General features: G+C 49.6%; 18 protein-coding genes. 15 read left to right on the top strand and 3 right to left on the bottom strand.

Annotated elements, in window-relative coordinates:
- From KB559_RS03005 to KB559_RS02995, 3 genes are read left to right on the top strand one after another with little or no spacing between them, the layout of a single operon-like run.
- Window positions 1-1,164 carry a galactokinase gene (locus tag KB559_RS03005; protein WP_481856416.1) on the top strand — a complete coding sequence of 388 codons (1,164 nt, stop codon included), beginning with the start codon at window positions 1-3 and terminating at the stop codon, window positions 1,162-1,164.
- A gap of 2 nt (window positions 1,165-1,166) precedes the next feature.
- Window positions 1,167-2,156 (top strand): UDP-glucose 4-epimerase GalE, encoded by a 990-nt coding sequence (gene galE / locus KB559_RS03000; RefSeq protein ID WP_211020085.1) that lies wholly within the window; start codon window positions 1,167-1,169, stop codon window positions 2,154-2,156.
- 13 nt (window positions 2,157-2,169) lie between these two features.
- Window positions 2,170-3,774 (top strand): UDP-glucose--hexose-1-phosphate uridylyltransferase, encoded by a 1,605-nt coding sequence (locus KB559_RS02995; protein WP_348772878.1) that lies wholly within the window; start codon window positions 2,170-2,172, stop codon window positions 3,772-3,774.
- Between the two features lie 866 nt (window positions 3,775-4,640).
- On the opposite strand, the gene KB559_RS02990 is transcribed toward KB559_RS02995, so the two are convergent.
- Window positions 4,641-5,861 carry an IS256 family transposase gene (locus KB559_RS02990; RefSeq protein ID WP_211020084.1) on the bottom strand — a complete coding sequence of 407 codons (1,221 nt, stop codon included), beginning with the start codon at window positions 5,859-5,861 and terminating at the stop codon, window positions 4,641-4,643.
- Window positions 5,862-6,299: 438 nt separating this feature from the next.
- Between KB559_RS02990 and KB559_RS02985 the strand changes: the two genes are divergently transcribed.
- The 7 genes from KB559_RS02985 (at window position 6,300) to ptsP (ending at window position 15,143) form a co-directional block, all read left to right on the top strand.
- Window positions 6,300-7,463, top strand: coding sequence for an iron-containing alcohol dehydrogenase (locus tag KB559_RS02985; RefSeq protein ID WP_211020083.1), 1,164 nt, complete (start codon window positions 6,300-6,302; stop codon window positions 7,461-7,463).
- A 171-nt stretch (window positions 7,464-7,634) separates the two neighbouring features.
- Complete coding sequence (locus KB559_RS02980) at window positions 7,635-8,177, top strand: NfeD family membrane protein (protein WP_211020082.1); 543 nt, start codon at window positions 7,635-7,637, stop codon at window positions 8,175-8,177.
- Window positions 8,178-9,719 carry a flotillin family protein gene (locus KB559_RS02975; protein ID WP_211020081.1) on the top strand — a complete coding sequence of 514 codons (1,542 nt, stop codon included), beginning with the start codon at window positions 8,178-8,180 and terminating at the stop codon, window positions 9,717-9,719.
- Between the two features lie 193 nt (window positions 9,720-9,912).
- On the top strand, window positions 9,913-10,758 hold the full coding sequence (gene glcT, locus KB559_RS02970) for a glucose PTS transporter transcription antiterminator GlcT (protein ID WP_280520389.1): 846 nt from the start codon (window positions 9,913-9,915) through the stop codon (window positions 10,756-10,758).
- A 228-nt stretch (window positions 10,759-10,986) separates the two neighbouring features.
- Window positions 10,987-13,068: a glucose-specific PTS transporter subunit IIBC gene (ptsG, locus tag KB559_RS02965; RefSeq protein WP_211020080.1), complete on the top strand. Its 2,082-nt coding sequence runs from the start codon at window positions 10,987-10,989 to the stop codon at window positions 13,066-13,068.
- 94 nt (window positions 13,069-13,162) lie between these two features.
- Window positions 13,163-13,438 carry an HPr family phosphocarrier protein gene (locus KB559_RS02960; protein WP_211020079.1) on the top strand — a complete coding sequence of 92 codons (276 nt, stop codon included), beginning with the start codon at window positions 13,163-13,165 and terminating at the stop codon, window positions 13,436-13,438.
- Window positions 13,431-15,143, top strand: coding sequence for a phosphoenolpyruvate--protein phosphotransferase (gene ptsP, locus KB559_RS02955; protein ID WP_211020078.1), 1,713 nt, complete (start codon window positions 13,431-13,433; stop codon window positions 15,141-15,143). Before KB559_RS02960 ends, ptsP begins: the two co-directional genes overlap by 8 nt.
- Before the next feature lie 198 nt (window positions 15,144-15,341).
- Here ptsP and KB559_RS25350 read toward each other — a convergent pair whose 3' ends face one another.
- Window positions 15,342-15,467, bottom strand: coding sequence for a hypothetical protein (locus KB559_RS25350; protein ID WP_282103117.1), 126 nt, complete (start codon window positions 15,465-15,467; stop codon window positions 15,342-15,344).
- Between the two features lie 1,035 nt (window positions 15,468-16,502).
- On the opposite strand from KB559_RS25350, the gene KB559_RS02950 reads away from it, so the two are divergent.
- The 5 genes from KB559_RS02950 to KB559_RS02930 all read left to right on the top strand — a co-directional run bounded on the left by KB559_RS02950 (window position 16,503) and on the right by KB559_RS02930 (window position 19,943).
- A complete protein-coding gene (locus KB559_RS02950; protein ID WP_373316830.1) occupies window positions 16,503-17,159 on the top strand; it encodes a 50S ribosomal protein L25 in 657 nt (218 codons plus the stop codon).
- A 190-nt stretch (window positions 17,160-17,349) separates the two neighbouring features.
- Complete coding sequence (locus KB559_RS02945; protein WP_211020076.1) at window positions 17,350-18,069, top strand: DsbA family protein; 720 nt, start codon at window positions 17,350-17,352, stop codon at window positions 18,067-18,069.
- Between the two features lie 20 nt (window positions 18,070-18,089).
- Window positions 18,090-18,542 (top strand): disulfide oxidoreductase, encoded by a 453-nt coding sequence (locus KB559_RS02940; protein ID WP_211020075.1) that lies wholly within the window; start codon window positions 18,090-18,092, stop codon window positions 18,540-18,542.
- A gap of 172 nt (window positions 18,543-18,714) precedes the next feature.
- Window positions 18,715-19,215, top strand: coding sequence for a hypothetical protein (locus KB559_RS02935; RefSeq protein WP_211020272.1), 501 nt, complete (start codon window positions 18,715-18,717; stop codon window positions 19,213-19,215).
- Window positions 19,216-19,361: 146 nt separating this feature from the next.
- Window positions 19,362-19,943 (top strand): spore coat protein, encoded by a 582-nt coding sequence (locus KB559_RS02930; RefSeq protein WP_211020074.1) that lies wholly within the window; start codon window positions 19,362-19,364, stop codon window positions 19,941-19,943.
- Window positions 19,944-20,031: 88 nt separating this feature from the next.
- Here KB559_RS02930 and KB559_RS02925 read toward each other — a convergent pair whose 3' ends face one another.
- On the bottom strand, window positions 20,032-20,922 hold the full coding sequence (locus KB559_RS02925) for a helix-turn-helix domain-containing protein (protein ID WP_247681507.1): 891 nt from the start codon (window positions 20,920-20,922) through the stop codon (window positions 20,032-20,034).
- Window positions 20,923-21,020 lie beyond the last annotated feature (98 nt).

The following is a 21,020-nucleotide window of genomic DNA, read 5'->3' as shown; positions in this document are numbered from 1 at the left end:
ATGGAACAATTGTTTATATCACGTTGCGGAGGGAGCGAAGAAACCGTAAGGATCTTCAATGCTCCGGGCCGGGTCAATCTGATCGGCGAGCATATCGATTACAACGGCGGTTATGTGCTGCCGGCCGCTCTGGAATTCGGAACCACGGTTGCCGTCCGGAAACGGAACGATAAGAAAGTTACATTTGCATCAACCAATTTGCCTTATACTGCTGAAATCGAACTGGATGAATTGGGCAAAGCCAAAACGGAAGAGTGGGTTGATTATCCGGTAGGCGTAATCGTGGAGCTTGGCAAAAAGAGCGTTACCCTCACGAGCGGTTATGATCTGCTGTTCCATGGTGAAATTCCGAACGGGGCGGGCCTTTCCTCTTCGGCTTCCATTGAAGTAGTAACTGCCTTCGCGCTGCTGTCCATGGAAGGGCAACCTACGGATAAAGTCGAAATCGCGGTCCTTTCGCAAAAAGCGGAGAACCTCTATGTAGGCGTAAACAGCGGAATTATGGACCAATTCGCCGTATCGAACGGGGCCCAGGATCATGCGATTCTGCTCATGTGCGATACGCTGGAGTATAAATTGGTGCCGTTCAAGACGGGAGCGTACAAGCTGGTCATCGGCAACACGAACAAGCGCAGAGGGCTGGTGGACTCCAAATATAACGAGCGCCGGGAACAGTGTGACGCTGCTCTCCGCATCGTTCAGGAGGAAGAACCTCAGATTCAGTATTTGGCTCACCTGTCGCCGGAACGTTTTGAACAAATGAAAGGGAAGTTCACGGATGAAGTGCTGCTCCGGCGCGCGGCCCATGTGGTGGAAGAAAACGCCCGCGTATTGAAATCGGTAGATGCGCTGAGCGCAAACGACCTGACTGCCTTTGGTGCGCTGATGAACGCCTCTCACGACTCCCTGCGCGATCTGTATGAAGTAAGCTGCATGGAGCTGGATGTGATGGTGGAGGAAGCACGCAAGATTGAAGGTACGCTTGGCGCGCGGATGACCGGAGCCGGATTTGGCGGCTGCACGGTATCCCTTGTTCATGAAGATGCAGTAGACCGCTTTGTATCCGAAGTAGGCTCGGCTTATAAGGAACGTACCGGTCTGGAAGGCGAGTTTTATGTATGCGGCGTCGGCAATGGAGTCCATGAAGTGAAAGGGGATAACTGAACATGGCGATTTTAGTGACTGGCGGAGCCGGATATATCGGTTCCCATACGGTAGCGGAACTGCTGGACAAAGGCAAGGAAGTTGTAGTTATCGACAATCTGCAATCCGGGCATAGAGGGGCGCTGCTTGGCGGGAAGCTGTATGAAGGGGATTTGCGTGACAAAGAGCTGCTCGCCAAACTGTTCGCCGAGAATGAGATTGAAGCCGTAATTCATTTTGCCGCTAACTCCCTGGTCGGAGAAAGCATGCAAAATCCGGTGAAATACTACGACAACAACGTTTACGGAACACTCTGCCTGCTTGAAGCGATGGATGCCGCGAATGTGCGGAAAATCGTCTTCTCCTCCACGGCGGCGACCTACGGCGAACCGGATAAGGTGCCGATTGAAGAGACCGATCCTACGCAGCCTACTAATGTGTATGGGGAAACCAAGCTGATGATGGAACGGATGATGTCTTGGTTCGATAAGGTGCTGGGTATCAAATACGTAGCTCTCCGTTACTTTAATGCTGCAGGAGCTCACGAGAGCGGGCGGATCGGCGAAGATCACAATCCGGAAAGTCACTTGATTCCGCTGATCCTGCAAACGGCGCTGGGTCAACGTGATTCGATCAAGGTGTTCGGTGACGACTACAATACGCCTGACGGAACTTGCGTCCGCGACTATATCCATGTCGGCGATTTGGCCGATGCCCATATGCGTGCGGTTGACTATTTGATCGGCGGCGGAGACAGCAACGTGTTCAATCTTGGAAACGGTCAAGGCTTCTCGGTCAAAGAGGTTATTGCCAAAGTCAAAGAAGTGACAGGCCGCGACTTCCCGGTTGTTCTTAGCCCGCGGCGGGAAGGCGACCCTGCCATTTTGATCGCCTCTTCGGATAAAGCGAGAACCGTGCTCGGCTGGGAACCTACCCGTAACAAATTGGACGATATTATCCGCAGCGCCTGGGAATGGCATCTCAATCATCCTGACGGCTACGGTGACAACTAAGGAGTGAAGAATAGTGGAAGCTGAAGCTAACCAAAACAGACAAGAAGCGCAGTATGCTATAGAACGGCTGACTCACTATGCTTTGCAGCAAGGGTTGATCGACTGGTGGGACCTCGATTATTCACGGAACCGGCTGCTGGAATTGTTCGGATTTGACGAGCCGTTTGCAGGCGAAGTCGGAGAGGAAGTATTGACCGGACCACAGGGACCGCTAAACGTATTGATCGACTATGGCGTTGAAATCGGACTGATTCCGGAAAATACGGATACTTTCCGTGATTTGCTGGACGCCCGTATCATGGGACTTTTAATGCCGCGTCCTTCGGAAACAATTGCTAAATTCCGTCAAACGGCAGAGAATGGCGGCATTCAGGCGGCTACGGACGAATTCTATAAGCTGTCCGTGGACAGCAACTATATCCGGATGGAGCGGGTTGCACAAAATATATATTGGAACCAGCCGACGTCCTTCGGTGATATGGAGATCACGATTAACCTCTCCAAGCCGGAAAAAAATCCGAAGGAAATCGCGATGGCGAAGCTGCTTCCGCCGCCGGTTTATCCGAAGTGCCAGCTCTGCCGGGAAAATGTGGGTTACGCAGGGCGGATCAACCATCCGGCCCGGCAAAATCTGCGCGTCATTCCGCTCGAGCTGAACGAGGAACCATGGTTTTTCCAATACTCGCCTTACGTGTATTACAATGAGCATTGCATCGTATTCCACCATGATCATGTGCCAATGAAGCTGACCAAGTTGACTCTGAAGCGGCTGCTTGATTTTACCGGGCGGTTCCCGCACTACTTTATCGGGTCCAACGCGGACTTGCCGATCGTGGGCGGCTCCATTCTGACGCATGACCATTTCCAGGGTGGACGTCACACCTTCCCGCTGGAGAAGGCGCCGATCGAAGCGGTGTTCAGCCATCCGGAATTTGGCGGAGTAACGGCGAGCATGGTGCACTGGCCAATGTCGGTGCTGCGGCTTAAGGGACAGGATCCTGAAGTTTTACTGGAGGCAGCGAACGATCTGTATGAACAATGGAAAGCCTACAGCGACTCTGATGCAGAAGTGCTTGCCTTTAGCGAAAATACCGAAGGTGGTTCCGGTGAACCTGTGCCGCATAACACGGTTACGCCGATCGTCCGGCGGAGCGCGGACGGCGGATATGAATTCGATATTGTACTGCGCAACAATCGCACGAATGAGCAGCATCCCGAAGGAATCTTCCACCCTCACCGGGAAATGCACCATATCAAAAAAGAAAATATCGGCTTGATCGAAGTGATGGGCCTCGCGATTTTGCCGGGCCGTCTGAAACAGGAACTGGCCGATATTGCGGGTATTTTGAGCGGCGACGCTGCTTTGTACGAGCGGACCGTTTCGGATCCGGCCGGCGACAGCCCGTTGGCGGTTCACGCCGATTGGATTAAGGAGCTGGTGTCTCGCCACGGCATGACGCTAGAGCGCGAGCAGGCCGATGCGCTGCTCAAAGAAGAAGTAGGCCGCAAGTTTGCGGAGATTTTAGGCCACGCGGGTGTCTTTAAAGTAGACGAAGCCGGACGCGAAGCGTTCCGCCGCTTTGTCGCCGCCGCGGGTTATCAAGAGCTGTCCTCCTAAGGGGGACGGCTTTTTTTTTGAAGTAAAGTTGGCCTAAAGTTGGCTTAGCGTTGGCCTTACACGAGGCAGGTGGCCTGCGGATTGCGCAGTATGGTAAAGCACAACCGGACGGTAGCAGCGAAGCGGAGAGGAGCCTCATTGGATTTTTCCAATGAGAAGATGCAACAAAAGCAGGCTGAAATAGTTTGATTGGATATTTCCATTAGAAAACTTCTGTTTGAGCCATTTTGAGCGATTTGTAGGAATGTTCATTGGAAATATCCAATGAAACAGCGAAGAGTCGCGTATACTAGCCGTTTTAATTGGATTTTTCCAACTAACTTGCCCTGATCTAACCCGATATTTCCTAGTAGTGGCTAATGGAGCGAAAGAGTTGAAGTTAAGTTGTTAAAGTAGATAGTGTGGAATGAAGTAGATGGTAAATGGTAGGTGGTATGTGGAGTTTGGATGTGGAGTGAGGTAGGTTGAATGTGCTATGTGCTATGTGCTATGTGCTATGTGCTATGTGCTATGTGCTATGTGCTATGTGGTATTTGGTTTGTGGAGTGAGTAGTGAGTTAGTGAGTAGTGAGTTAGTGAGTAGTGAGTTAGTGAGTAGTGAGTAGTGAGTAGTGAGTAGTGAGGGAGTTGGTTAGTGTTAAGTGTTGTGGTATGCGCCTACCAGTCTGTGCGCGATTAGATAAAATCCAATCATATAGTCTAATATCTGTTGAAAATCAGATTTGGTTGGAGAAAATCCAATGAGAAAAGTGATTAGAACAGATTTAATGAGGATTTGGGGTGTTTTTCAGCCTCGTCATTGGGTCTGTCAAGATTTTTGTGTAAACTCATTGTCAAGCAAATCCCCCGAGGGGGATTTGGCGTTTCTAACGTAAATAGTTACTGATGCGATCCGGAAAGAAGACGGATAGCTGGAGTAGCATTTGCCCCCAATTTTGGACACGACCTGTCCATTTACGAGTAACATCCATTGTGGCTAGGTAGAGCATTTTAAGCAAGGCTTCATCGGTAGGGAAAATGCTTTTTCCTTTGGTCACTTTACGAAGCTGCCGGTGGTAGCTTTCAATCATGTTGGTAGTATAGATGAGTTTGCGGATCTCCGGCGGGTATTTGAAAAACGTTGAGAGCTCTCCCCAGTTGTTTCTCCAAGAGCGAACAATGAGCGGATACTTGGTGCCCCAAACTTCCTCGAACCGATCCAGTTCAAGCAGGGCGCCTTCTTCCGTGGCTGCTTTGTAAATCGGCTTCAAGTCAGCGGTGACTTTCTTAAGATCTTTGTACGATACGTAGCGAGTGGAATTACGGATCTGGTGAATGATACACTTTTGGATTTCGGTCTTTGGATAGCAAGCTGCAATCGCTTCAGAGAAGCCACTTAGGTTGTCCACACAGATAATAAGGATATCTTGGACCCCTCGATTTCGAAGGTCATTGAGTACGCTGAGCCAGAACTTGCTGGATTCGTTCTCGCCAATCCACATACCCAGCACATCCTTATTCCCATCCAGATCAATTCCGATCACCATGTATGCAGCTTTATTTACAATAGCTCCGTCCTGTTTCACTTTAAAATGAATCGCGTCCATGTATATGACCGCGTAGACACCTTGAAGTGGCCGATTTTGCCATTCCTTGATGAGAGGTACGATTTTGTTCGTAACATTGGATATGAGTGTAGGCGAGACTTCGATTCCGTACAGATTTTGGAGATGATCCTGAATCTCCCGAGTGCTGACACCTTTAGCGTAAAGAGCTATAATCTGATCTTCGATTCCGGTCACATTCTTCTGATGTTTCTGTATAACCAAGGGCTCAAACTCACCCAAACGATCCCGAGGGACCATGATTTCTTGCTCACCGTACTCGCTAACCACTGTCTTTTTACTCTTGCCATTCCGGCTATTGGGTGTTACTTTGGCTTTAACTTCATGCTTCTCATATCCAAGATGTGTATCGAGTTCTGCCTCCAACATCTCTTGAATGGTCTCTGCAAACAACTCTTTCAAAGCGTTCTGTGCATCTTGAGCCGTTACCAGTTTGTTCTCCTTAATGAAAGCTCGTAATTGCTCTTTTGTCCAAAGTCCCATGTGTTCCCCCAACCTTTCTATTACTTTCCATTTTAGTAGAATTGGGAGTTTACACAAATTATTTTACAGACTCTCGTCATTGGAAAAAATCCAATCGCGTCTGAATTTTTGACCTAAATCGGAGATTTCGTTGGAAAAAATCCAATGAGGGTGCAGTGACACAATAAGCTATATCGCCTAAACTGCTTAAACCGCCTAAACCGCTAATTTCATCTAAATCTCATTAATGCCAAACCCACCAAACCTACCTTAATCATCTAACTCATCTAATTCGCAATAAACGCCTAATTGGCTTAAACGCCTAAATCTCACTAAACACATTAGATTTCCCACTTAAGCCTTAATAGTTCCGGCGTGGCGTTTGTTTTCACGTCTTGAATGGCAGTATAATCAAAGATGGCATGTTCATCTTATTTCACGATCAGGAGGGAACGAAACATGGATCGTTTTCAATTTCATAATCCGACTAAGCTGATTTTCGGCAAAGATCAATTGCAGGCATTAAAACAAGAGGTTCCCCGCCATGGAAGCAAGGTATTGTTGGTCTATGGAGGCGGAAGCATTAAGCACAGCGGGCTGTACGACAAAGTGACAGCAATTCTGAAAGAAATCGGAGCGGAAGTAACCGAGCTGTCCGGTGTGGAGCCGAATCCGCGATTGTCCACCGTGCATCGCGGCGTGGAGCTGTGTAAAACGAAGGGCATCGAACTGGTGCTTGCCGTCGGGGGCGGAAGCGTGCTTGACTGTTCGAAGGCGATTGCTGTCGGGGCCAAGTATGACGGCGATATGTGGGACTTCCCTGAACGGAAGGCTGCGCCGAAAGACGCGCTTCCAATGGGTACGGTGCTGACCATGGCGGCAACCGGTTCGGAAATGAACGGGAACTCGGTTATTTCCAATGAAGTGACTAAGGAGAAGCTGGGCTGGGGCAGTAAATTCGCTTACCCTGCGTTTTCGATTCTCGAGCCGGAAAATACGGTATCCTTGCCGAAAGATCAAACCGTATACGGTATGGTCGATATCATGTCGCATGTGTTTGAGCATTATTTTCATAAGGACACCAACACTCCTGTCCAGGACGGGTTCTGTGAAACCGTACTTCGTACGGTGATTGAAACGGCCCCTAAACTGATTGAAGACCTGGAAAACACGGAATATCGCGAAACGATTCTCTATTGTGGAACGATGGCCTTGAATGGCGTTTTGAATATGGGATTGTCGGGAGACTGGGCCACCCATAACATCGAGCATGCGGTGTCCGCGGTATACGATATTCCGCATGGCGGCGGGCTCGCCATCCTGTTCCCGAACTGGATGAAGCATGTCATGCATCATGACATTGCCCGGTTTAAACGCTTGGCTATCAACGTGTTTGACGTGAATCCGGAAGGCAAGAGCGATCAGGCTGTTGCCGAGGAGGGGATTGAAGCCCTTCGCGCGTTCTGGAATTCCATTGGTGCGCCGAGCCGGTTGGCTGATTATGAGATCGATGGCAGCAACTTGGAGATCATGGCCGACAAGGCGGTTCGTTTCGGATCCTTCGGCAATTTCGCACTGCTTAATAAGCAGGACGTTATGGAAATTTACCAAAGCTCTTTATAAGAGATTGCTTCATCCAACCTTTTTGTATAAGCCTTATTCGTCATAAAACCTCTCTTTTGGTGAAAAGAGAGGTTTTTTTCTGTCCAAAGCAGGGAAATTATTGAAACAATGCAGAAGTAATAACGTAACAATTATAAAGAGTTAAGGTTTGAGCAGAAAGGGGGGGACGGTTTGGAGGTTTTGTTCTGGAGCTGTTTTGCAGGCGGCGCACTCTTTGCGTTAATCAGCGCCATTTTAGGAGATGTTGTCGGAAGCTGGCTGGAAGGGGTATTTGACGTGTTCTCGGTGGACTTCTTGAAGCCGGTCGTGACGGCCTCCGCGATTACCACGTTTGGAGGTGCGGGTATTTTGCTAACCCGCTATACCCGAATCGGTAATTTCGGTGTTGTTACTCTGGCGGTTTTGATCGCGCTTAGTTTTTCAGTGCTGATCTATTTTGCTTATGTGAAGCCGATGGAGAACAGCGAGAATTCAATCGGGTATTCCAGTACCGAACTTCCCGGTAAGCTCGGTGAAGTGACCGTACCAATTCCCTCCAAAGGTTTTGGGGAGGTTATGGTCAAATTCGTTGCTGGCAATACGTTACACACGGCCGCCAGTTGGGATCGGCGGAATATTCCCGCCGGAGCACTGGTTGTGATCGTGGATTCCAAGGATGGCGTCGTTCATGTATCCGAGCTGTACGAAACCGAACAAAAAAAGGAGCTGGTGTAATTGTTTGAAGCAGTACCTGATTTCTTGCTTATCCCTATTGTTGTCATTGCCGTCATTATTGTGCTGGGTCTGGCGTTTTGGACGCGCTATAAAACCGTAAGTCCGGATGAAGCGATGATCGTAACGGGATCCTTCCTGGGAAGCCGTAACATTTCCGATGATGAATCCGGACGGAAGATCAAGATCGTCCGCGGGGGCGGCGCCTTTATCTGGCCGATATTCCAGAAGGCCGAATTCATGTCCTTGCTGTCACACAAACTGGACGTTATGACACCCGAGGTATATACCGAACAAGGAGTTCCCGTTTCTGCGGATGGCGTTGCGATCATAAAAGTGGGCAGCTCGGTGGAAGACGTGGCGACTGCGGCCGAACAATTCATGGGCAAGCCGATTGAATCACTGAAAGGCGAAGCACAGGAAGTGCTGGAAGGCCACCTGCGTTCCATTCTCGGTTCCATGACGGTAGAGGAGGTATACCGGAACCGTGACAAGTTTGCCCAAGAGGTTCAAGGTGTTGCGGCACGGGATCTTAAAAAAATGGGGCTGCAAATCGTCTCCTTCACGATTAAGGATGTGCGCGACAAGCATGGTTATCTGGAGGCGCTCGGGAAACCGCGAATTGCGGCGGTCAAGCGGGACGCTGAAATTGCCGAAGCGGAAGCTCTGAGGGATTCGCGGATTCAGAAAGCGCTGGCCGAGGAATCTGGACAGAAGGCGGAACTTTTGCGGGATACGAATATCGCGGAAGCCTCCAAGGAGAAGGAACTGAAGGTAGCCTCCTTTAAGAAGGAACAGGACACCGCCAAAGCGGAAGCCGATCAGGCTTACCATATTCAGGAGGCGCGGGCTAAGCAAACGATGGTCGAGGAACAGATGAAGGTCGAACTGGTCCGCAAAGAGCGCGAAATCGATTTGCAGGATAAAGAGATTATGGTTCGTCAAAAGCAATACGATGCGGAAGTGAAGAAGAAAGCCGATGCTGACCGGTATGCGGTGGAGCAGGCGGCTGAAGCGGATAAAGCGCGGAAAATGCGGGAAGCCGACGCCGTGCAGTACTCTATTGAAACCCAGGCTAAAGCTTCCGCCGAGCAAAAAAGGCTCGAGGGTCTTGCGATTGCGGATGCCGAGCGGGCCAAAGGTACGGCGGATGCGGAAATCATCCGGCTTCGGGGTCTTGCGGAGGCGGAAGCGAAGGAAAAGTTGGCCGAAGCCTTCCAGAAATTCGGCGAGGCGGCTATCCTCGATATCGTCGTGAAAATGCTGCCTGAACTGGCCGGCAAAATCGCGACTCCGATCTCATCGATCGACAAGTTGACGGTAGTCGATACCGGAAAAGGAGAAGGGGCCGCCCGGGTCAGCAATTATGTGACAGAGCTGATGGCGACCGCTCCGGAAATGCTCAAGAACGTTTCGGGCATCGAACTGGATCAGCTTATCAAGGGTTTAACGAAAGGTAAAATTTCGCCCCCTGCAGCGGAGCCCGCTCCGGCAGCCAAAGCTTCCGTGCTGCTTGAAAGCGCCGCTTCGCAAGAAACCCCGTAAAGCTCGGCACTTTGTAAGAGAATAAATAATATACAAATGAAGCATCCCTTCGACCCGGAGGGATGCTTTTCTATAATCCTGGGGATGCTTTTGTATTATTTGAAGTAATGTCTGGCAAGGAGAAGGGACGTGGATTATAATAGGCATAAGCGTTCCGGAGAACAGAATAATGCAGTTAAAATGAGGTGCAATTGTGAACAGCCTTCAAGTGGCCAAAGTGTTGAATAACAACGTCATCATTGCCCATCATCCCGAGCACGGCGAAGTTGTCGTGATCGGTAAAGGCATTGGTTTTAACCGGAAAACAGGCGATTCCATTCCTCTCGAATCGGTAGAAAAGATGTTCATTCTGACCAACCAGCACGAACAGGAGCAGTACAAACAGCTCGTTCCGCAGGTAGATGAGCAATTGATCGAGATCATCGGCGAGATCATTATGTATATTTCACGCAAGACACAAACTGAACTGAATGAACATATACATATCGCGCTCACGGATCACCTCGCTTTTGCCATCAAGAGAGCTGAACAGGATATCGCTTTCCACAATCCGTTTTTGTATGAAACCAAGGAGATCTATCCTGTCGAATATGAATTGGCGGAGTATGCAATCAAGCTGATTCATAGAAAATTGGGGGTTGACCTGGGGGAAGATGAAATCGGATTCGTAGCCCTTCATATCAACAGTGCGATGACGAATCGGCATATCAGCGAAGTACGTGGGCATGCCCAACTGATTGCGGACCTTGTCGCCGCCATTGAGGAAGAGCTCAAGTTTACGATTTTGCGAAACTCGCTGGACTATTCCCGCCTTCTTACACATTTGCGGTTTGCGATTGAACGCATCCGTCGAGGTGAGCAGGTCGGCGAAGTGGAGAAACTGGATACCCTGTTAAAGCAGGAATATCCCTTGCTGTATTCCCTTGCTGGGAAGCTAACGATGATCATGGAAAAGCGCTTGAACAAGCCCGTTTACCCGGCCGAGGTCAGTTATTTGACGATGCATTTGCACCGGGTAGCTCCTCCTCATATCCAATGACATAACTTGCGCTTGCTTGGCAGGTTTGTTATAATCTTTGCGATAAACAACACTATATATCACAATGTGTGACTGATTCGATCAGGCATGAGTTGATAAAAGCTTTTTGATTGTATCGCCGGTTTGCGGGGTATTATAACCGTAAATAAGGCGTACAGTTGGAAACTTTATTGGCTTATGCTTTTTTTGTTGTTTAGTACATCAAAGATTGCACGTAGGAGGATGTTTATGTTCAAGAGGTTATTCGGCGTCTTGCAAAGAGTCGGTAAAGCGCTAATGCTACCTGTAGCACTGCTGCCTGCTGCCGGTCTGCTTCTTGGGATCGGGAATATGCTGGTCAGCCCCGAGTTCCTTGATCTCGTACCCGTTCTGGATAATCATACCGTACACGCCATTGCCACTGTAATGATGAATGCAGGGCAAATCGTCTTTACGAACCTGGCTCTGTTATTCGCAGTCGGCGTAGCTGTCGGCTTGGCCGGAGGCGAGGGCGTGGCAGGACTCGCTGCGATTATCGGCTATCTCGTCATGAACGTGACGATGGGCTCGGTGATCGGCGTCGTACCGTCCATGATAGGTACCGACCCTGCGTATGCCAATGTACTGGGGATTCCGACGCTGGCTACCGGTGTTTTCGGCGGGATTATCGTCGGGATATTAGCGGCAAGTATGTACAACCGGTTCTTCAAAATCGAGTTGCCTTCCTATTTGGGCTTCTTTGCCGGTAAACGGTTCGTTCCAATTATGACCGCGGCAACCTCGGTTATTCTCGGCTTGATCATGGTGGTGATCTGGCCGCCGATTCAGACCGGACTTAATTCCGCTTCCCACTTTATGCTTGAGCAGAATCGGACCTTGTCCGCATTCATTTTCGGAGTCGTCGAGAGAGCGCTGATTCCGTTCGGTCTCCATCATATTTTCTATTCACCGTTCTGGTTCGAGTTCGGAGAATATGTGAACAGTGCGGGACAGCTGGTACGCGGCGATCAGCAAATTTTTATGGCCCAATTGCGCGACGGCGTTCCGTTTACCGCAGGTACGTTTATGACCGGGAAGTTCCCGTTCATGATGTTCGGCCTGCCGGCTGCGGCACTCGCCATTTATCATGAGGCCAAACCCGAGCATAAAAAGTATGTGGCGGGCATTATGGGTTCCGCGGCACTGACTTCGTTTTTGACGGGGATCACGGAGCCGCTAGAGTTCTCGTTCTTGTTCGTAGCTCCGATACTTTTTGCGGTACACTGCGTCTTTGCGGGTTTGTCTTTTATGACCATGCACATTCTTGGAGTCAAAATCGGGATGACATTTTCCGGCGGATTGATCGATTATCTGATCTTTGGGGTTATACCGGGACGCACCCCTTGGTGGTATGTGATTATCGTCGGCTTGATTCTCGCCGTAATTTACTATTTTGGCTTCCGGTTCGTTATCCGAAAGTTCAATTTGAAAACGCCGGGGCGTGAAGATGCAGAGGCCGGCGACGAGGATAACTCGAAACAAGGCAAAAGCGTTACTCAAGACGAGCTTCCGCATAATATATTGACCGCGCTTGGGGGAGATGCGAACATCGCGCATCTGGATGCCTGCATTACCCGTTTGCGGGTCGAAGTGAAGGACAAAGGAAACGTCGATAAAGACCGCCTCAAGAAACTGGGCGCCTCCGGAGTTCTGGAAGTGGGTAACAATATTCAGGCTATATTCGGTACACGCTCGGATACGATCAAATCACAGATCGCTGATATTATGAGCGGAAAGACGCCTAGAATTGAGACACGGGCAGATGCCACGGTTGATGCTGCAGAGCAAAAGCCAGCCGTCGTGGAGCAGGAGGCTGCCAAAGACGGGGATGCGATCATCCAGGAGGATATCGTGATGCCGGTGAATGGCGAGCTTATGGATATCACCCAAGTACCGGATCCCGTATTTTCCGAAAAAATGACCGGCGACGGTTTTGCGGTTCTGCCGCATGACGGTACGATTTGCTCTCCGGTTTACGGTAAAGTATTTAATGTATTCCCGAGTAAGCACGCTGTTGGCATCATGTCCGATGGCGGCAAAGAAGTGCTCGTGCATATCGGAGTCAATACGGTGAAACTGAAGGGTCAAGGCTTTAATGTCCTGGTTAATGAAGGAGACCTGGTCTCTGCGGGGCAGCCGATCATGGAAGTGGACCTGGAATATGTGAAAGAGCATGCACCTTCCATCATTTCGCCAATCATTTTCTCCAATCTTCCGGAAGGCTCAGCGGTGACGTTGAAGAAATCCGGCACATTGAAAAAAGGCGAAGAGGATATTATATCGATCCGCTAAAGCATCATGGGTGAAGGCAGATATTGGATTTGGTTATTACAATCCCTTAAAATAAAAGGGAGAATTCTTAATAAGAAAGCGAGATGCATTTAAAATGGAAAAAAATTTCAGAATTACAGATGAAGACGGTATCCATGCACGCCCGGCAACAGCTTTGGTCAATACCGCTAATAAATTTAAAGATTCAGAAGCTTTTGCAGAGGCAAACGGTAAAAAAGTGACGCTTAAATCGATTTTGGGCGTTCTTTCCCTCGGTTTGGAAAAAGGGGACTCGATCAAGCTGATCGTGGAAGGCGATAGTGCGGCCGAGGCTCTTCAAGCGCTCACGGATGTGATGATTAACGAAGGGTTAGGCGAAGTGAATGCTTAAGATCGACGGCATTGCCGCATCGGCCGGGGTAGCGATTGCCCCCGCTTTTAAACTGGAGCATCCCGATTATACGGTGAAGAATAAAAATGCTGCCGACCCGGCTGCCGAGTTGGCCCGTTTGGATGAAGCTCTGGCAACCTCCCAGCAGGAGCTTGAAGCGATCAAAGAGCGCACGCTTCAGGAGCTGGGGGAGAAAAAAGCGGAGATCTTCGAATCTCATCTGTTGATTTTGAACGATCCGGAGCTTTTGACGCCGGTTCGCGATAAAATCTCGAGTGAAAATGCAACAGCTGAATATGCACTGGATGAAACATCCAAGCAATTCATCAGCATGTTCGAGAATATGAAGAGCGCGTACCTTCGGGAACGCGCGGCCGACATGCGTGACGTGACCAAACGGGTGCTGACGCACCTGCTTGGTCTCAACTATGTGAATCCCGCTGATATCAGTGAGGAGGTCATCGTCATTGCCGAGGATTTGACCCCTTCGGATACGGCTCAGTTAAACCGTAAATACGTTAAGGGCTTTACGACAAATATCGGGGGAAGAACATCCCATTCAGCCATTATGGCCCGTTCTTTGGAGATTCCTGCTGTAGTGGGAACGAAAGACGTATTATCCCAAGTAAATTCCGGTGACATGATCATTGTCGACGGACTTGACGGAACCGTTATTGTCAATCCTTCGGCAGAGGTGATCGATGAGTACAAGAGCAAACGGGACAATCACCTTCGTCAGATCGAAGAGTGGAAGAAGCTTCGGGAAGTTCCGACCGTCTCGAAAGACGGTGTTCATGTCGAACTGGCGGCTAATATAGGTACGCCGAACGATGTGACCGGCGTTCTGGAGAACGGCGGCGAAGGCGTAGGCTTGTACCGTACTGAATTCCTTTATATGGGGCGGACGGAGCTGCCTTCGGAAGAAGTCCAGTTTAACGCTTATAAGACGGTTCTGGAAAAGATGGAGGGCAAGCCCGTCGTCGTCAGAACGCTTGATATCGGCGGAGACAAGGAGCTTCCGTATCTCGATTTGCCGAAGGAGATGAATCCGTTCCTCGGATTCCGCGCGGTACGGCTTTGCCTGGACCGGAAGGATATTTTCCGGACCCAGCTCCGTGCGCTCCTTCGCGCGAGTACCTACGGTAATCTGCGGATTATGTTCCCAATGATCGCTACCCTTGATGAATTCCGGCAAGCCAAGGCGCTTCTGCTCGAAGAGCAGGAGAAGCTGGTCGCTGAGGGGATCGCGGTATCCGACTCCATTCAGCTCGGCATTATGGTCGAAATCCCTTCGACCGCCGTCCTTGCGGACCAGTTCGCCAAGGAAGTCGATTTCTTCAGCATCGGAACCAACGATCTCATTCAATATACGATGGCGGCCGACCGGATGAACGAACGAGTCTCCTATTTGTATCAGCCGTATAACCCTGCGATTCTTCGCTTGGTGAAGATGGTAATCGATGCAGCCCACAAAGAAGGCCGTTGGGCCGGAATGTGCGGGGAGATGGCAGGGGACGCTACGGCGATTCCGCTCCTGCTAGGCTTGGGTCTTGATGAATTCAGCATGAGCGCGACATCCATCCTTCCGGCCCGTTCGCAAATTTCCAAGCTCTCCAAAGCGGAGATGAAGGCTTTGGCGGAACAGGCACTGGAGCAGCAAACGGCTGAACAAGTCGTGAAGCTGGTTCGGGGGATCGGGCAATAAGCTGGTTTGGTTCTTTTCCAACATTTTGGGTTTCATTTTGGGTTTTTCCTATTCCGGTGCCTTTGGGCACCGGTTTTTTAGTTGTTGGTGGTTTAAGCAGACTGAGCTGTCTAAGCAGACTGAGCTGCCTGGGCGATTCGGGGAGATTGAGCTACCTGAGCAGACGATCAGCCTGAGCTGCCTACGTGACTGAGTTGCCTAAGCTAACTGAGCTGTCTGCTTGACTACTTTGGCTCTGCGACTGAGCTGTCCCGCTGCCGACGCAACCTCGATTTCTGCGATTTCTGGTGCAATGTAGCAACAGCTTCCAATTCTAACGGACATGAGAGCCGTTAAACCTCCTGAAAACGAGGATTTACTTTTCTAACGGACACCAGAGCTCTTATTCGTGCCGAACATCAAAGAAGATGGACATATTCAGACGATTAAGGTCTCCTGTGTCCGTTAGATTACTCAGGAGGCTAAAAACAGCTAGTTAAGGCCTCCTATGTCCGTTAGAGAAACTCGCACCTTTGTGTTCCCATTGCTACAATACTGGCGCTGCCTAAGCTACCTGCCTGAGTAACCGACCAGCCTGAGCTGCCTGAGCTGCCTGACCAGCCTGAGCTGCCTGAGCTGCCTGAGCAACCGACCCAGCCACGTTTTCGGGGCTTTCTGGTGCAAAATAGTCGCAGTTGCGTAATCTAACGGACATGAGAGACGTTAAACCTCCCGAAAAGGTGGATTTAATATTCTAACGGACACCAGAGCTCTTATTCGTGCGACACATCGAAGAAAATGCACAAATTCAGACGATTAAGGTCTCCTGTGTCCGTTAGATTACTCAGGAGGCTAAAAACAGCTAGTTAAGGCCTCCTATGTCCGTTAGAGATACTGCGCACCTCAGTGTCCCCGTTACGCATCACTCAACATCGCCTCATTTCGCCCCTATTGCTCATCACCTAACACCAACTTCCACACTACTCATCACCCAACTCATCATTCTCATTATGCATCACCCAACACAACAACACCTACTCTGCTCATCACTCATCACTCTTCACTCTTCACACCCACCTCCCTCATTAACTCACCACTAATATCTCATCACGTCGTCGAAGTTCTTTCTCAAGCCAATCGATCACCTTGTCCACCATTCACCTAGAGCAATTATCGACTAGCCATCTAACTAACCTCATGCACGGAACTGTTCATTAATTGATAAGTCCCATCACAGCTCAAGCAGGTGTCTGTCGACCCCCATTCATTCTTTTTCTCATCAAAAAAGCGATGAAGCGCCGACATCTTTTTATGTCGGCGTCGTTAAAGAAGGCCTCGAATTGGGTAAGATAGTCATATGGCACAAATTCCAGGAGGTAGATGCATATGGCAACGAACCAAAGTTTGAGTGCTTCGCGAAGAGAAGAATTTACCCGGGCGTCGCTGCGGCAATTGAGAGAAGGCGGACGGATTCCGGCAGTTATATATGGAGCGCAAACGGAGAGTCTGCCGATTCACGTTGACGCTAAGGATTTGGCAAAAGTGTCGCGGACCGGCCGGTCGGAGTTTTTTGATCTTAAGGTAGAGGGCGGGGAAACTTACCCGGCACTGATCAAGGAGATCCAGCAGCGCAGAGGCGTTGTCGCGCATGTCGATTTCCAGAAGGTGTCCAAGAACAAACCGATCCGCGTAAAAGTACCGTTGCACTTAACCGGTACTGCCGAAGGCACAAAGGCGGGTGGAGTTTTGCAGGTTCAAGCTACAGAGCTGGAAGTCGAGGGATTGCCGGATGATCTGCCGGCAAATATCGAAGTCGATATTAGCTCGCTTGGAACCGGCGATAAGTTGACTGCGGCAGATGTAAGTTTGCCAAGCGGGATTACTCTCATCGGTGCTGAGGAAGAACTGCTGGCTTCCATCGTGCTGCCACGCGTGGTCGAGGAAGAAGTGGATACCGGAACAGGTGCCGAATCGGCGGAAACGGCTGGCGAGGAGACAGAAGGCGATATCGGTACAGCGGACGGAAACGACGCGTAGTTCCTCTTGGACCGTTAATAGCATAATAGGAATATGAAGAAAATGGCGGCATAAGGACTGGATCCTGACACCGCCATTTTTTTTGGATTTCCTCTCTTTTCCTCTTAACTTGACGAAAATTGATTTTGTAACTAGAATGGTTGCAGGATCTAGCAAAGTTACTATTTTATAAGAGGAAAGAAGGGGTTGCATGCCACCGAAAAAACAAGGAAACGCCTTGGCTCAGCGAAAATCGAATGCGGAAAAATTGTTGCAACAGCAGCGGAAAAGACGGTTGATTTGGTTCTCCACCGTGGGCGTTCTGCTCATTCTCATTGTTGTCGTCCTATCTTTGGATCCGAAGCCGGTCGTAAAAGCCGCCTCGTTTGATTACGACAATTTGCCAGTGCTTGGGCAAAGCGATGCTCCGGTCAAAATCGTGGAATTTGGGGATTTCAAATGTCCGGCTTGTAAAATAGCCAACGACACCATCAAACCGCAGCTGGTTAATGACTATATAGAGCAGGGGAAAGTGGCGTTCTATTTCATGAATCTTCCGTTTATCGGACCCGATTCAACGACGGCGGCGCTTGCCGTGCAGTCGGTGTATCATCAGAACAAGGACGCTTTCTGGACTTATTTTGACGCTATTTATGGCAACCAAGGCGAGGAGAAGGTCCAGTGGGCTACGGCTGAATATTTGGTCGGGCTCGCGAAGGAGATCAATCTTCCTGTCGACTATGATTTGCTTCAGAAAGATATCGAGGATAAAACGTATATAAACGAAGTTACCGAGCATTACAACAAAGCTGACAAGCTCAAAATTGACAGCACCCCTACATTCTTTATTAACGGCGTAGAGTTTACCGGCAATCTTGGAAACTATGATGAGTTCAAGCAAGCCATAGATAACGCGTCAAATAATAAATAATGTGGGGAGAGGATCGGCGGATGCGCTCTTTTTTCAGAAATTACGGTGTTTATCTAGCCTGGCTGGTCTCGTTAGTAGCTACCTTGGGCAGCCTGTATTTAAGCGAAGTGTTGCATTATGAACCCTGCAGATTGTGCTGGTTTCAGCGGATTTTCATGTACCCTCAAGTAGTTGTGCTTGGGATCGCAGCTTACCGTAATGACCGTTCGGCAGCCATCTATGCCATTCCTCTCAGTGTGATCGGCGGTTGCATCTCCATATACCATTATGCCGAGCAAAAGATTCCGGCGATGTCCAAGCTGCTTCCGTGCAAGGTAGGCATCCCGTGTAATTTCGACTACTTGAACTGGTGGGGATTTATCACTATTCCGTTCATGGCGCTGATCGCATTTGTGCTGATCATTTTGTTTATGTCCGCAGCGCGTAAGGGAGTGCAGGAAGATACTGCAGAGGAAACCTCGAACGAAGTATAGAATTAGAAGAAAACCGCCTGGTTAGGCGGTTTTTGTTTTAGGCTCAGCTTCATCGGTTAATCCATATTAACAATGAATGCCCTGATCTTTATAGCGGATTATGCAGGCTACATTAACGGAACCTGTAACTTTTCAGAGCAATCATTCGTTCGTTATTATGGAGGTGTTACTTATGACTAGACACAAAAAAATACTGACCTTTGCAGCGGTAGCAGTTCTAACACTTGCACTTACAGCTTGCGGGGGGAACGCCGGTAATGCCGAAAACAACGGTAACGCCGGTAACACCGGAAATTCCGGGAACGTTGAAAACTCCGGCAACGCAGGAAACGCCGGGAATTCCGGAAACAATGTAGATCCATCATCGCCAACTGACGAGAATGGTACGAATGCGGGCAACGCAGGTAACTCAAGCGCGGAGCAGCCTGATTCGGAGCAAACTTCCGATACGAAACAAGGAAAAGGAACCTGGGTAGGACTCGAGGACAGCCACTCCGCCGAAATTATGATGAACGGGGTGCCGGAATCTTTTCAATTGAGTGAAAGTGTTCAGGGGACAGCGGACGGGTTGAACTCCGACGATGCCGTGGAATTTGAATATGTAGAGAAAGCTATAGAGGGCGAAGCATCTCTCAAGCAGAAGACGATTACCAAGCTCGGTAAAACAGGATAAGAATGGATTGTGAATGAAAAGGGGAATTCCGTGGATACGGGGTTCCTTTTTTTGCTTATGAAGGTTACCCGGGATAATAACTGCGGAGAGAGAGAAAATAAGTGGGAATGAAAATTAACCTAATATACCGAAAGGAAGAATGCACTTTGCTATTAGGCGCCCACGAAGCTCATGAATTGAACGAACTGCTGCTCAGTTGCACCAACTCTATTCAAAGTATGGCCTTGTTTTTGAATCAGGCACAGGATCCTGAACTGCGGGATATGATCTCCCGCCACTATGCCGTGCATATTCAAGATTACAACATGAAGGTAGAGTTTGCGTCAAAAATGCAAGGCTCCCGGGACCAGTTAAACGTGCCTCAGCTGAGCATGAATCCGGCTACGGCTCCTTCGCCAGCTCCGTCTCCGACGGCTTACACGCCGATTCAGCCGCAAGTTAAGCTGTCCCAACTGGACGACCGCGGCATCGCGACTTCCTATTTGCTTACGCTGAAACGGGCTGGCCGAGAATATGCGTGGTCCACGTTCGAGTGCTCGACGGTTCAATTGCGGGTATTTTTGGAGGATGCGTTCCGGATGTGCTCTCACCAGGCGTTTGAAGTATGGAGCTACATGGCCCGTAAAGGATGGTATGCGGTCGCGACGGCTCCGGAACAGACAATGCAAACGCTGGGGCAAATGTATCGTGAGGTTCCGTTCCACCAGCCTATGAGCGTATACCGCTAGGCGGTCATATTGTCGTAAAGTTAAAAGCTGTTCCGATCCCGGAGTAACGAGCGGGGGGAACAGCTTTTTTGTGTAAAATGAATTGCTCCTACCTGGAATATTGTTTTCGGAATTGCTGAGGGGAACAGCCGTTTTTTAAGGTGAACCGGTTAGAGAAATAAGGGGCGTTCCTGAAGCCGACCTCCTTGGCAATTTCCGCCACCGGCCATTCCGTTTTGAGCAGCAGCAGCTTTGCCTGTTCCAGCCGGTAATGCAGCAAATAGTCATTCGGCGTCATGCCGTAGATCTGCTTCATGCACCGCGTAATATAGTTATAGTGAAAATGCAGCGCCTCTGAAAAGCTTTGGCTCGTCAACTCGGACCGATAGTTGTTTCTGATATAAGCCTCCGTTTGCTCGGCTAAGGTAACCACGGGGGAAGTGGTTTGCTCCAACTGGCGCAGGTCCATCATGCGCAGCAGTTCTTCGAAGGATTGCTGCTGGGACCAATACGCGCTGGATTGGCGTTCTGCCGAGTATTGACGCAGCCGGTCCATCAGCTGATAGGTCTGGGCAGGGTAAGGAAGAGTCCACATTTTAGGAAGCTGGATGGTGTAAGGCGACGTTTTGAAAGTCCGGGAGTGCTCTTCGGGCTGGAACGCGGCCGGGATTTCGGACGGGGTTTCCTGCCAGGAGCAAATTGTGTGAAAATGAAGCCAGTAAAAGGTACACCGGTCTTCGCAAGGCTTTACGGCATAATGGTACCGGTCCGGCAGAAGCAATAACGATTTCCCCGGTCCCAGCTCCCATTGACGGTCTTCCTCGCCGATATACATAGTGCCGCTCTCGATAAACAGCAAATCAAAAACGCCGATATTACTGCGGTTGGGATGCTGATCACCGGCATTATAAACGGCATATCCGCACTCCAGGAAATAAGGAGCCGGGGGAGCCGGGATATGGACGATTTCAGCAGCTTTGATCACGTTTGTCTTCACCATCACTTTGTGTGAAAAATTATAAATAATAGGTTGCTCTCATTTGTATTATTTATTAAATATATACGATAGAATGAATCTTGTCAGTATGATATTTCAAA

This window comes from Paenibacillus sp. Marseille-P2973 (genome assembly GCF_018101095.1).
Lineage (GTDB): Bacteria > Bacillota > Bacilli > Paenibacillales > Paenibacillaceae > Fontibacillus > Fontibacillus vini.
This window is presented reverse-complemented; position numbering and strand designations above follow the sequence as displayed.

Bases quoted from the DNA above. Each gene is read 5' to 3' on its own strand.
- KB559_RS03005 (WP_481856416.1), top strand. From the start codon at position 1: ATGGAACAATTGTTTATATCACGTTGCGGAGGGAGCGAAGAAACCGTA.
- galE (WP_211020085.1), top strand. From the start codon at position 1,167: ATGGCGATTTTAGTGACTGGCGGAGCCGGATATATCGGTTCCCATACG.
- KB559_RS02990 (WP_211020084.1), bottom strand. From the start codon at position 5,861: ATGGGACTTTGGACAAAAGAGCAATTACGAGCTTTCATTAAGGAGAAC.
- KB559_RS02985 (WP_211020083.1), top strand. From the start codon at position 6,300: ATGGATCGTTTTCAATTTCATAATCCGACTAAGCTGATTTTCGGCAAA.
- ptsG (WP_211020080.1), top strand. From the start codon at position 10,987: ATGTTCAAGAGGTTATTCGGCGTCTTGCAAAGAGTCGGTAAAGCGCTA.
- KB559_RS02960 (WP_211020079.1), top strand. From the start codon at position 13,163: ATGGAAAAAAATTTCAGAATTACAGATGAAGACGGTATCCATGCACGC.
- ptsP (WP_211020078.1), top strand. From the start codon at position 13,431: ATGCTTAAGATCGACGGCATTGCCGCATCGGCCGGGGTAGCGATTGCC.
- KB559_RS25350 (WP_282103117.1), bottom strand. From the start codon at position 15,467: ATGTCCGTTAGAATTGGAAGCTGTTGCTACATTGCACCAGAAATCGCA.
- KB559_RS02950 (WP_373316830.1), top strand. From the start codon at position 16,503: ATGCATATGGCAACGAACCAAAGTTTGAGTGCTTCGCGAAGAGAAGAA.
- KB559_RS02945 (WP_211020076.1), top strand. From the start codon at position 17,350: ATGCCACCGAAAAAACAAGGAAACGCCTTGGCTCAGCGAAAATCGAAT.
- KB559_RS02940 (WP_211020075.1), top strand. From the start codon at position 18,090: ATGCGCTCTTTTTTCAGAAATTACGGTGTTTATCTAGCCTGGCTGGTC.
- KB559_RS02935 (WP_211020272.1), top strand. From the start codon at position 18,715: ATGACTAGACACAAAAAAATACTGACCTTTGCAGCGGTAGCAGTTCTA.
- KB559_RS02925 (WP_247681507.1), bottom strand. From the start codon at position 20,922: ATGGTGAAGACAAACGTGATCAAAGCTGCTGAAATCGTCCATATCCCG.